This window comes from Paraburkholderia sp. D1E (assembly GCF_052682275.1).
This window is the reverse complement of record NZ_JBQYMB010000001.1, coordinates 1899527-1911444: the sequence shown is the minus strand read 5'-3', so window position 1 is coordinate 1911444 and position 11918 is coordinate 1899527. Positions and strand designations below refer to the sequence as shown.

The 11918-nt window shown below is 61.0% G+C and carries 8 protein-coding genes and 2 pseudogenes; 1 reads left to right on the top strand and 9 read right to left on the bottom strand.

Annotation, left to right across the window (positions count from 1 at the left end; all coding sequences use genetic code 11):
• Positions 1–58: 58 nt before the first annotated feature.
• Positions 59–1024, bottom strand: a complete 966-nt coding sequence (locus tag ACUN0E_RS08740; protein ID WP_445566310.1) for an ornithine cyclodeaminase family protein — start codon at positions 1022–1024, stop codon at positions 59–61.
• Positions 1025–1199: 175 nt separating this feature from the next.
• Here ACUN0E_RS08740 and ACUN0E_RS08735 point away from each other — a divergent pair.
• Positions 1200–1394 (top strand): annotated as a pseudogene (locus ACUN0E_RS08735) (DDE-type integrase/transposase/recombinase); the annotation flags it as partial.
• On the opposite strand, the gene ACUN0E_RS08730 reads toward ACUN0E_RS08735, so the two are convergent.
• The 8 genes and pseudogenes from ACUN0E_RS08730 to ACUN0E_RS08695 all read right to left on the bottom strand — a co-directional run bounded on the left by ACUN0E_RS08730 (position 1359) and on the right by ACUN0E_RS08695 (position 11889).
• On the bottom strand, positions 1359–2003 hold the full coding sequence (locus tag ACUN0E_RS08730) for a sigma 54-interacting transcriptional regulator (protein WP_445570405.1): 645 nt from the start codon (positions 2001–2003) through the stop codon (positions 1359–1361). The pseudogene ACUN0E_RS08735 and the gene ACUN0E_RS08730 sit on opposite strands and share 36 nt — an antisense overlap.
• A gap of 2 nt (positions 2004–2005) precedes the next feature.
• Positions 2006–2233, bottom strand: a pseudogene (locus ACUN0E_RS08725) (GTP-binding protein); the annotation flags it as partial.
• Between the two features lie 595 nt (positions 2234–2828).
• Positions 2829–3752, bottom strand: coding sequence for a class I SAM-dependent methyltransferase (locus tag ACUN0E_RS08720; RefSeq protein WP_445566309.1), 924 nt, complete (start codon positions 3750–3752; stop codon positions 2829–2831).
• A 470-nt stretch (positions 3753–4222) separates the two neighbouring features.
• Positions 4223–5143 carry a hypothetical protein gene (locus tag ACUN0E_RS08715; protein WP_408240299.1) on the bottom strand — a complete coding sequence of 307 codons (921 nt, stop codon included), beginning with the start codon at positions 5141–5143 and terminating at the stop codon, positions 4223–4225.
• A 513-nt stretch (positions 5144–5656) separates the two neighbouring features.
• Complete coding sequence (locus ACUN0E_RS08710) at positions 5657–5818, bottom strand: hypothetical protein (protein WP_408509182.1); 162 nt, start codon at positions 5816–5818, stop codon at positions 5657–5659.
• 262 nt (positions 5819–6080) lie between these two features.
• Positions 6081–9194, bottom strand: a complete 3114-nt coding sequence (locus ACUN0E_RS08705) for an efflux RND transporter permease subunit (protein WP_445566308.1) — start codon at positions 9192–9194, stop codon at positions 6081–6083.
• Complete coding sequence (locus tag ACUN0E_RS08700; protein WP_445566307.1) at positions 9191–10402, bottom strand: efflux RND transporter periplasmic adaptor subunit; 1212 nt, start codon at positions 10400–10402, stop codon at positions 9191–9193. The genes ACUN0E_RS08705 and ACUN0E_RS08700 overlap by 4 nt, the downstream gene beginning before the upstream one ends.
• A complete protein-coding gene (locus ACUN0E_RS08695; RefSeq protein WP_445566306.1) occupies positions 10399–11889 on the bottom strand; it encodes an efflux transporter outer membrane subunit in 1491 nt (496 codons plus the stop codon). Before ACUN0E_RS08695 ends, ACUN0E_RS08700 begins: the two co-directional genes overlap by 4 nt.
• Positions 11890–11918: the final 29 nt, after the last annotated feature.

The following is an 11918-nucleotide window of genomic DNA, read 5'->3' as shown; positions in this document are numbered from 1 at the left end:
CGAAAAGGATGCACCATCAATGGGCCAAAACACACCGGTCAGAGGGCTCACCTGACGATCAAAAGTCGCATGCAACCCCCAGACCTTCGCTTAGCGCGCGTCGACAGGCGAGCGCCGCGACAGCCAGGTCCTGTAGCGCGGTGCCGGTTCCGTCGAAGATCGTAATGTCGTCGGTTGCGCCACGCTGCTGGGCGCCACTCACCAAACCGCCGAGCGTGAAGCGCAACTTTTCCGCCGCGAGCAAACCACGGGCGTATGCATGCTGGCATTCGCCAATCGAGACCGCCTGCTGGATCTCGTCGACGACAATGCTGGCTGCCGCCACCAGTTCTACCTCGAGTTCCTGCTTGCCGATTGTGTCGGCTCCCATTGCGTTGATGTGGACGCCCGGGCGAATCCACTCGCGGCGGATAAGCGGCATATGCGACGGCGTTACCGTAATCAACACGTCGGCGTGGCGCGCGACCGCCTCAAGGGACAGCGCATCGAATCGCAGACCGTCCGCCTCGACCTCGTCTCGCAACGTGCGCAGGTTGTCCGGATTCGGGTCCCACGCCAGCACACGCGTGATCGGACGCACTGCGCACGTCGCGCGATATTGATGAATCGACTGTACGCCGGTGCCGACGATACCGAGAATCGACGCGTCCGGGGACGCGAGACCACGCGTCGCAAGTGCGCTGGCCGCTCCAGTGCGAATGCCGGTGAGATAGTTCGCGCCTACAAGGGCGGCCGCGCGACCGGTGTCTGCATCAAACAGAAGTACTGAAGACTGGTGATTACCCAGTCCCCTTTTTACATTGCCCGGCCAGTAACCGCCGGCCTTGAGACCGAGCACCGGCAGCGACGCATCAAAGCCGGCTTTCACGCCGAATACGGCGTCGGCATGGCCAGTTTGTTCGCGCACGACTGGATACGATCGGGCATTGCCAGTGTGGCTTGCGGCAAAAGCATCGCCGACGGCGGCGATCGCGTCTTCCACGGACACGAGTTGGGACGCCAGTTGCTCCGGAATGATCAACATGAAAGCCTCGCAGAATTAAAACCCCTGAACATAGCGGTAATAAATCCGGCAGACCAATGCCGTTCCAGTATGGACTCATGCAAAGACGATTGCGTGTCGCGTCGAAATACGACACGTTCGGATTGCGAGCGTTCACGTAGGCCGCGCGCGGTTGGGTGAAGCGTCATACGCCGGATCGAAGTATTTGAACAATCTCATCGAACAGGATCATCGCAACGTCAAGTCTAGAACGAACGTCATGCTCGGCTTCAAATGCTTCAGGAATGCCACGATCACTCTGGCAAGCATTGAGTTGATGCATCGCATTCGCAAAGGTCAATTCAACCTCGTGAAGCTAAGCCTCAAAGATACCACTGCGCCCGCTGCGTAGAATGCCGGGGAGGCGCCACATAAGCGAATCCAAGATGCCGGGCCAGGAATAAGCGCGTAGCACCGCCATGATTTCGGCGCTTAGTCGTCGCTCGGGAACCGCGTGGCGTTGAGCGAGTCGCTGGTTGAAAACCGCGACGGGGAGATCGATGTCGATGTCCCGTTCGCGCAGCGGCGGAATGCGTATGCGCGTAACGCTGATGCGGTAATAAAGATCGCGTCGGAAGTGGCCCGCGTCGACCTCTTCGCGCAGATTGCGATTGGTCATCGCCAGCAAGCGCACGTCGACATGTCGCGGCTGAGTGTCCCCTAGCCGGTAAATAACGCCCTCCTCGAGTGCGCGCAGCAGGACCGGTTGAAGTTCGAGCGGCATCTCACCGATTTCGTCGAGACATAGCTTGCCTCCGTGAGCCAGTTCGAATCGGCCCGGCCGCCCCTCGGCAGTCGCCCCCGTAAAGGCACCACGCACGTGGCCGAACAACTCGCTGGCGATCAATTCTTCCGACGCAGGCCCGCAGTTGTACGCGACAAAAGGTCTGCCTCCCCCTTCTTCACCATGTATGGCGCGCGCGAACAATTCTTTGCCGACCCCGGTTTCGCCCTCGATCAGAACCGGCACACGCCTGCGAGCACGCGAATCAGATCTCCCCGCACCTTGCAGCAGATACAGCCGTTGTTCAGTTCGACGACTTCGTCTTCCGCGCCCACGACGAGATCGCCTCCGATACGGACGATCACGTCGGTGGGGTGTTCGATTTTCGGATCCGCGATCTCCTCGTAGCGCACGAACTCGTCGCGGGTCAATGATTCGTCGTACTGGTGCAGCACTGCGGCTTTCACGTTTCGTCTCCGTCAATCATGTTGTGTTTCGGGTTCGAGCGTGTGGTCGGCCACTGCAAGATCTATCTGACACGCTTGTGAATTTTCTCTACCGCTTCCTGCGCAAGCTCCGTGCCAATAATCCTGAAATCGCCAGGCATGGGCGCGGTCTACGTGATGGACAAGGGTGCGCAGGACATAACGCTGGTCGAGAGTGGCCCGTGCTGTCGCAAAATCGGACGTATGGATAAAGCAGGCCGTCTGACCTGTTTCAAAATGGGACATCCCGCTTTTGCTGACGTGTGACTGGTCATCTGCGACACACGGCCCACTTCGGCCCTTCGACGCCGCCCGAGTTGAACGACGAACCGCAATGTATAACAGCCGTTGGTACAGCCTCGGTGGCCGGCAAACGATCCGCCGAAGTGTCGTTCGCACGGTATGGCGCGCTACCTTCGCGGATGACCACCCAGCGCAAATCCTGCGCTGGCGATGCGCCCAACGCGACTACCGGGCACCGGGCGTTCAAACACTTCACAATGGTTCGGCAAAGGTCCTTGGGCTACCGGCACTCCCGAACGGGAACCGAGCCAAGTGATCGAAGCGGCTGTGCGCGTCAGCGAAGAGGCTTTAGTGCGGTAAGGTAAGCGGTGCGCTCGGCCATGACCATTCGGCGACCTTCAACTTGCGGGCGGAGGATCTGTTCGAAGAATAGTCGTTCGTCCACTGTGAACTGTGTCGCGAGAATGTCGCCGAGCCGCGGAGCCCAAGGGTGCGGCGAACTGCCAAGCAACACGTCCCACGAGGTGACCGCAGCGCGGCGTACATCAATGTGAAACTCCATATGAATATCCGCGAATCCCGCATCTAAAGCGAAGCGGACCAGATCGCGTTCGCCGTAGTTGGCAATCGGACTCGCAGAAATTTTTTCCTCAGTGTCGGGAAACTGAGCGGATTTCCAGCGATGCAGCAGGTGGAAGAAGTTGTCCCCGGCTCTCTCGGGCAAACCTTCGACGATTTTCCGCAGCGAGCTTGCCTCGATTGCATCGTCGCGCATGATCGGTTCAGCGATCGATAGCCGGCCACCAGGTTTGAGAATCCGATGAAATTCTCGCAGGGCGGCCATCTTGTCAGGGACATAGGCGAGAACGGCCCGAGTCGCGACCGCATCGACAGCGCCATCCTCAATGCCATCAAGTGATTCGGCGGAGCCTTGGATGAAGACGCACTGATCCTGGATGTTCCGCTGAACTGCAAGTGCTTCAGTGTGACGAAGCAGAGGCACTGAGATATCCGTGAAAAGCACGTGCAGCGACTGGCCTATGCGGTCGATCGCGCTTAAACCGATCAGTCCATCGCCGGTACCGATGTCGGCGAGCGTCATGCCAGGGGCAAGCATCACGCCGTCCAGAACGCGGTCCACATGGGGTTTGAGTTCGACATGGAGGGCTCGTTCGTGCCCTGGATCATCTCCGTGCCGAATATGTAACAGCCAATCGGACCACACATCGGATTGGGGCTGGGAGTCGAAACTATTCATGTCGAAGGACGAATGTCGATTGGATAACGAGGTGTGTCGAATGACCAAAGACTCGAACCTCATCCCGGACCAGCCGACCAGCAATTGAGCGGCATCGCCGTCGGCACATGAATGTAAGGGACGTTACCTTATGAGAACCTGAAGGATTTTCTATCAGAACGGGAGACCACGTAGGAATGTCTGGAGTCGGACTGTGGATAGACAAAGGGGGCCGCGCTATGAGAGGCTTCGCATCACGCCGACCCGACTGCGAGGCGATCCGCGCCAGGGGACAACCGAGCGTTCGGCCAACGGCGCCTCGATTCGATGCATTGCAAGCCGGACATCCCGATCGGATCGGATACGAGCTTTTCCAGACGCGCAAGCAGTTTGGCGAGTCACGCAGGCGTCGGGAAAGCACGCACCGGCCAACGCAACCGCCGCGGAATTGCTTACGGCGATCACGTCATCCGGCAATCAACGCGCGGCTGTTACTTCTGGTCGTCATCTGCCGGTACAAAGGCCATGCCGTGCGGACTGGCCAGATTGGTTACCAACGGAAGGAGTGCCCCGCTACGCAAATCAAGTTGGCCTACATAAGCCGGCACCGCCGGCGTGCTACTCGTAGCGGCCACGCCCGTTGATGCGGAGAACGCTGCGTCACGCTGCCAGACATTGGCGCTTATTTTGTACACCGTGTTCGCCTTTGTATCGGACACCAGCAGGTAGCCCCGTCGCGCAGTGGCGAATACCGTGTCGTCAACCTGCACGTTGCCGAGAAGCGGCAGATATTGCACTCGCGGTTCATCGCCCGACGAGCGCAACAGGACAAGCTGACCATCTCCCTGATCATCGAGCAGTACATCACCCGACGGCGTCAGCGTCATCGAATCCGGATCGGTCAGGGTGAGGTTCGCTACCGTGCCAAACGGAATATTGCTGGCGTCCAATGTGCCGCGCATTACCGGAGTAACGTCGATTGTGTAGGTGTTTGCATCAAGGTGCACAACGCGGACAATCGCGGGCCCCATATTCTTGCCGCTACTGTTAAGGGTGGGATTGGACGCGCTGAAGTAGGCCTGGCCGTCCTTGAACACGATGTCATCGTAACCGCCGCCGTGCAGCGTCTTGCCAAAGGAATACGGTTTGGATGCCTGGCCGGTCGCGGGATTAATGATGACGAGGTTTGGATTCGCATCCTCATTCTGCATCGCCCAGATCTCGCGAGTGTACGGATCGACCTTCAGGCCATCGTTGTGTCCCGCGACTTGATAAGTCTTCACGACACTGCCGTCTTGCGCGTATTCGACAATCACGCTCATCGCACCGTTCGAGCCATCGGGTGCGCCGTTGTTTGCATAGCCGACCCAAACGTGACCATCAAGCACGGCCAGGGAGTCCGGCGCGCTCATCAACCCGCCGGAACCCGCTGCGAACACAGTCATGCTAAAACCCGGAGTGACGATCGGCTTCGCCGAGGTTTGCGCGTCGGCGCTGCCGGCCGCGAAACAGAGGGCGGTGAACGCGAGCGCGGTGCGACTAAAAATGCGGCTTACTGCGTGAACAGATCGAATGCTCGGCATGTTTGTCTCCTGAAACATTTATGCGGGGTGGGAAGGCATGGGCACCGACTTTTGCGAGGTAGCCGGTAATGAAACGGAATAGATAAAAACATGCGCGCGTGACTCAACGGTGACGGCTCTCAATGCAGTGAGAAACCTTATGCCAACCTTAAGAAAAGGACGCTTCTACGGCAAACGGATTTATCTTGTCAACGCTCTCTTTTGGCCTTTTCTTAACTCTCCTTAAGAGATCCTTAAGAAGATGGAAATTTCTGAAAAATATACTGCTCAAGCCCTCCGAATCGAGGCCGATAGACAGAGCGCAGTACACACGTTTTTCTATCGGGAGATTGGGATGTCCATTCAGGCAATCGGGCAAAGCACCGCGCAAGCATCAGCTACATCCACCGCGTCGACCTCGAGTTCTGCGGCGAGCGCGCCGGCATCAGGCACGAGCGCTTCTTCGGCTACGGGGTCGAGCACCAGCACGTCCGCGTCGTCCGGGTCGTCGTATACGGTCAACATTAGCGGCGCCGCGCGTGCCTTGTTGGCCGAAGCAAGCGAGACGTCGGTTCAAACCGCGCAGGAAGCAGGCAAAGGCGATCAGCAGGCGCAACGCCTGCTCGCGAAGGAGGTCGCAGCCAAAGTGCATTAACGCACTCAGGACATTCAGCCTGAAGGCAGGGATCGCCGCGCCGGATCGGTGGCGGTCCCACAGAGTTGGAATGCGTGCCGGGATGACACGCTGAGCAGGGTGAGCGCGCAGGCAGTTGCACGCCGTCGGGGCTCAACCCACCGATTCACACTCGAGCAGACTGCCTCTGGCGCGCCGTTTCGCTAGCCAATGCGATAAACGGTCGAACCACAGGTGCACCACCGGCGTCGTGAAGAGCGTCAGCATCTGCGAAAGAATCAGGCCGCCGACAATCGCAATACCGAGCGGGACTCGCAATTCCGCGCCCGCGCCATGACCCAGCGCGAGCGGCAGCGCGCCAAACAGCGCGGCGAGCGTCGTCATCATAATCGGCCGGAAGCGCAGTACGCATGCCTGACGGATCGCTTCGCGCGGCGATAAGCCTTGCTCGCGTTCAGCCACGAGCGCAAAGTCGATCATCATGATGGCATTTTTCTTCACGATACCAATCAGCAGGATGATGCCGATCATCCCCATGATCGAGAGATCCTGGCCGCACAGCATCAACGCAAGCAATGCCCCCACCCCCGCCGAGGGCAACGTCGAAATGATGGTGAGCGGATGAATTGCGCTTTCGTACAGGATGCCGAGAATCAGATACACCACGACGAGCGCCGCCGCGATCAGATACGGTTCGCTGGCAAGCGAAGCCTGGAACGCCTGCGCCGTGCCCTGGAACGACCCCGTCAAACTGTCGGGTTTGCCTGCCGCGGCTTCGGCCTGATGAATCGCCGTCACGGCATTGCCGAGCGATTGCCCCGGCGCCAGATTGAACGAGATCGTCACAGCCGGGAACAACCCCTGGTGATTCACCGAAATCGGCGACACGTTGTTGTCGATCTTCGCCAGCGTGTTGAGCGGCACCAGTTCATTCGTCAACGGTGAACGCACGTAGAGGTGCGCGAGCGCGTCGGTGGTCAACTGGAAACCCGGATCGACTTCCTCGACAACGTGGTACTGATTCAGTTGCGTGAACAGCGTGGCGATCTGCCGTTGGCCGAACGCGTCGTAGAGCGTGTCGTCGATGGCTTGTGCGGTGATGCCGAAGCGCGAGGCCGTACTGCGGTCGATTACGAGTGTCGCGCTGGTAGCAGCCGCTTGCTGGTCGGAGGTGACGTCCGCGAGTTGCGGCAAAGTCGATAGCTTGTCGGTCAGCACGCCGGCCCAATGATTCAATTCGTTGATATCGGGGTCTTGCAGCGTGTACTGATACTGCGCGGCACTGATACGGCCACCTACCTGAATATCCTGGCGGACCTGCATCGACAGTGAAATGCCCATCACCTTTGCTAACTGCGGCTTCAGACGATTGAGCACCTGCGCGGCGCTGTCCTTGCGCTGACCGAACGCCTTCAGGTTGATCATCACGCGGCCCTGGCTCACGGTGGGATTCGCGCCCATCCAGTAGTAGACATTATCGACGGCGGGATCGGCTTCGATGATATTGCCCAGTTGCTGCATTTCCAAAGACATCGCGCGCGGGGAAATATCCGGTGCGGCCTGCGCGACACCCATGATCAAACCGGAGTCTTCCTGCGGGAAGAAGCCCTTCGGGATCACGACGAACAGCGCGATCGTCGCGACGATCGTTGCAATCGTCACGCCAAGCATCAGTTTCGGCCAATTCAACACCCAATCGAGACCACGTTCATAACGCCGCTCCACCGCAACGAAGCCTCGTTCGAGCCACGCTTCGACTTTGCGCATGCGCCCTGCTTCGTCCGGCTCAGGCAAGCGGATCAGCCAGCCGCATAGCATCGGCGTGACGGTCAGCGAGACCAGCGCCGACATCAGGATCGCCGCGCTCACCGTCACCGCGAATTCGCGGAACAGGCGCCCAACAATGCCGCCCATCAGCAGGATCGGGATGAACACCGCGATCAGCGAGATCGTCATCGAAATAATGGTGAAGCGCACTTCCATCGCGCCGAGCAGCGCGGCTTTCATGCGCGGCACGCCTTCCTCGACATGCCGCATCACGTTTTCGATCACGACGATCGCATCGTCCACCACGAAGCCCACCGCGATGGTCAAACCCATCAGCGACAGATTGTCGAGGCTATAGCCGAGCAGATACATCACACCGAATGTAGCGACCAGCGACAAAGGAATCGTCAGGCTCGGAATGATCGTCGCCCACACGTTGCGCAGAAACGAGAAGATAACCATCACGACAAGCGCGACCGTCAGCATCAGCGTGAACTGCACGTCGTGCACCGATGCATTGATGGTCTGCGTGCGATCGCCCACCACATGCAGATGCGCGGCCGCGGGCAGCGTTGCTTGCAGCGCAGGCAGCTTCGCCTTGATGTTGGCGATCGTCTGTACGACGTTGTAGCCAGGCTGCTTGTGGATATCGAGGATGATCGCGCGTTCGTGCTGAAGCCATGCGGCCTGCTGGTTGTCTTCGGCGGCGTTCAGAACGGTGCCGAGATCGGATACGCGAACCGGCGCGCCGTTCTTGTACGCGACCACCAGATCGCGATACGCCGAGGCGGTCGTGATCTGATCGGTCGCATTGAAAATCACCGAGCGATCCGGGCCGTTCAGGCTGCCCTTCGGGGCGTTCACCGTCTGCAAGCCGACGATCGAGCGCACGTCTTCCAGCGTGAGGCCGCGTGCGGTGAGCTTGTCGGGATCGAGCTGAATACGCACGGCGGGCCGCTGCTGGCCATGGAAATCGACGAGACCTACGCCTGGCATCTGCGAGATCTGCTGCGCCAGATAGTCTTCGGCGTAACTGTCGAGTTGCGTAAGCGTGAGCGATGGCGACGTCAGTGCCAGTGACAGCAAGGTGAAGTCGGCTGGGTTGACCTTTTCGTAGGTCGGCGGGTTTGGCAGATTCTTCGGCAGGGTGCCGCCGGCAGCGTTGATCGCCGTCTGCACATCCTGCGCCGCGCCGTTGATATCGCGCGTCAAGTCGAACTGCACGGCGATGTTGGTGGTTCCCAGCGAGCTCGACGACGTCATCTGCGTGATGCCCGCAATCAACGAGAGTTGCCGTTCGAGTGGCGTCGCTACCGACGTCGCCATGGTCTCTGCACTCGCGCCCGGCAACTTCGCCACGACCTGGATGGTCGGGAAGTCGACTTGCGGCAAGGGCGCGACCGGCAGCAGAAAATATGCCACCGCGCCAGCCAGCAGCACTGCGATGGCAAGAAAACTGGTCGCAATGCGCCGCTTGATGAACAGTTCCATCAGGCTCATGACGGATTGTCCTGGTTAGTCTGGCTGCCCGCCGAGTTTGCGTTGACCGGTGCCTGGGCTACTGTCGGCACCGTGGTGACCGCCACACGCACGCCTGGGTTCAAGCGGCTTTGTCCATCGAATACAACGATATCCGCGGGCGCAACGCCGCTGCGAATTTCCGTCATTCCATCAACCGTCACGCCGGTTTGCACCGGACGCATCTGCGCCGTGCCATTCGCGTTGATCACGTACAGCTGCGTGCCGTTCTGCGTGTTCACCACCGCGCGGCTCGGCACGGCGAGCCGCTGCGTATCGGTGCGCAACAGCACGCGCGCATTCACCAGCTCGCCCGGCCACAGCTTGCGGTCCTTGTTGGTGAACGAGGCCTTGAGTTTGATCTGCCCCGTGGTGGGATCGACCGTACTGTCGATGAACACGAGCGTGCCGTCGGCGAGCGCTGTGCTGCCGGCACGCGTGGTGACGTTCACCGCCAAAGGCGCGACCGCCTGATTTGCGAGCAAATCGGGCAGCACGTCTTGTGGCACGGAGAACAGCACGGTAATCGGCTCCATCTGCGTGACGGTGACGATGCCGGTCGTGTCGGTGGGATGCACGATCGCGCCGATGTCGGCCTCGCGCGCGCCCACACGCCCGGTGAACGGCGCGAAGAGCGTGGTGAAGCTCAGTTGCAGGCGCTCGCTCTGCACCAGTGCTGCGTCTGCCGCGACCGTGGCGGCGAGTGCTTCGACTTGCGCCTTCGCGGTGTCCACGGCCTGGGTGGTCGCCGCACCGATGCCGACCAGCTTCGAGTACCGCGCGAGATCGAGCCTTGCGTTATCGAGCGAGGCCTGGTCCTTGCGTTGCGCCGCTTCCGCTTGATGCAATTGCGCGGTGAGCGGGCCCTGGTCGAGTTGGGCGAGCAACTGCCCTGCCTTCACGTCCTGCCCTTCATTGAAGGCGACGCGCTGCAACTGGCCGTCCACACGCACTTTGACGTCCACGGTATTGAGCGCCAGCACCGTACCCACTGCGGCCACCCGAATCGGAAAGTCGCTGATTACCGGACGGCCGGCGTTGACCGGCACTGCAGCCGCAGGCTTCACGGCCGGATGCCTCGGCCATAACCATGCGACAAGAATCACGACAAGGACAACGAACGCCGCCACTAGCGGCGCGCGACGGCGCCCGCGGGGCGCCTCGTGGTTCGAAAGGTCTGCAGGTTTCATGAGGGAGACGGCGTAGAAGTGGAAGCGGTGCTGCTGTCGGTCACGCCGAAGCCGCCGCCGAACGCGCGAAACAGGCTCACCGAAGCCTGCAGGCGTGCGAGCCGCGCCTGCACCAGCGTGTCTTCGGCTTGAAAGAGCGTGCGTTGGGCGTCGAGTACGGTCAGAAAGTCGACGGTGCCGAGCCTGTATTGGGCTTGCGCGAGCGTGGCGGCTTTGCGCGCGGCGTCGGCAGCGGTCTGGTCCGCGGCCTCCGCGAGCTGTTGCTGTTGCGCCGCCGAGAGCGAATCCTCGACGTCCTGCAGCGCAGTTACCACAGCCTGCCGGTAATCGGCGACGCCCTTTGCTTCGGCGGCCTGGCTTGCGTGCAACTGACCATGCAGCGCGCCACCGTCGAACAGCGGCGCAGCCAGCGAAGTGGCGAGGCTCGCAAACGGACTCGACAGGAAATGCGAAAGCGACTTACTGCTGAGCCCGCCGTCGGCGGTCAGCACGATGTTCGGCAGGAAGGCCGCGCGCGCCGCGCCGACGCTCTCATTGGCCGACTGCAACTGCGCTTCTTTCGAGCGAATATCGGGGCGCGTTTCCAGCAGGCTGGCCGGCAGATCCGGACGCGGTTGCGGAATGGCGATGCCGGCGAGCGCCGCGTCGTTGACCGTGAACTGCTCGGGCGCGGTGCCCACCAGCACCGCGAGCGCATGGATGTTGGTGTCCAGTTGCTGTTGCAACGCCGGCACCGCCGCCTGGAAGGTGGCGAGCGCATTGCGCTGCTGCTGCACCTGCAGCTCGGTCGCGACGCCCGCCTCCTGTTGCGCGAGCAACAATTGCAGAATGTGCGCGGCATCATCGGAGATGGACCGTGCGATCGCCAGACGACGGCGCAGGCTCTGCACCTGGAAATACGTGTCCGCCACCGATGCGGTCAGCGTCAACGCCACCGTATCGCGATCAAACTCAGACGCGCGCGCGAGCAGGTCCGCCGCGCTGGCGTTGGCGGCGTTGAAGCCCCAGAAGTCGACCTCGTAGCTGGCTTCGGCGAACAGGCTCTGGGTTTTGGTGGTCGAGCCGCGCCCCTGGTGACTGCGGTCGAAGGTAGCGCCGAGCGACAGCGACGGATACTGCGGCGCGCCGGCTTTCTCGGCGTTGCCGCGCGCCTGTTCGACGCTCGCGATTGCAGACGCCAGCGTGAAGTTGTTGCGCAGACTGCGATCGACCAGCGCATCGAGCGCGGGGTCGCGATATTCTCGCCACCAGCCGCTCCTGACAGGAACGGTATCGGCGAGCGATGCACTCGCCGCGCCGTCGAAGCGCTGTGCAAGCTGCGCACCTGGCCGCTGATAGGCCGGCACGAGCGAGCACCCGGCCAGAACCGCGACACCGACTGCGCAGACTGCGGCACACACGGCACATACGGTAGCGCGCGCCCTCAGATGAGGCGCACGAGGACTGACGACGTGCGAAAACAGCGCCGAACGGGGCAGCCCTGACATTGGAGAACGCTCCGGCAACATGGGAATGT

Bases quoted from the DNA above. Each gene is read 5' to 3' on its own strand.
- ACUN0E_RS08695 (WP_445566306.1), bottom strand. From the start codon at position 11,889: ATGTCAGGGCTGCCCCGTTCGGCGCTGTTTTCGCACGTCGTCAGTCCT.
- ACUN0E_RS08720 (WP_445566309.1), bottom strand. From the start codon at position 3,752: ATGAATAGTTTCGACTCCCAGCCCCAATCCGATGTGTGGTCCGATTGG.
- ACUN0E_RS08700 (WP_445566307.1), bottom strand. From the start codon at position 10,402: ATGAAACCTGCAGACCTTTCGAACCACGAGGCGCCCCGCGGGCGCCGT.
- ACUN0E_RS08740 (WP_445566310.1), bottom strand. From the start codon at position 1,024: ATGTTGATCATTCCGGAGCAACTGGCGTCCCAACTCGTGTCCGTGGAA.
- ACUN0E_RS08715 (WP_408240299.1), bottom strand. From the start codon at position 5,143: ATGAGCGCGCCGGACTCCCTGGCCGTGCTTGATGGTCACGTTTGGGTC.
- ACUN0E_RS08705 (WP_445566308.1), bottom strand. From the start codon at position 9,194: ATGAGCCTGATGGAACTGTTCATCAAGCGGCGCATTGCGACCAGTTTT.
- ACUN0E_RS08710 (WP_408509182.1), bottom strand. From the start codon at position 5,818: ATGTTGACCGTATACGACGACCCGGACGACGCGGACGTGCTGGTGCTC.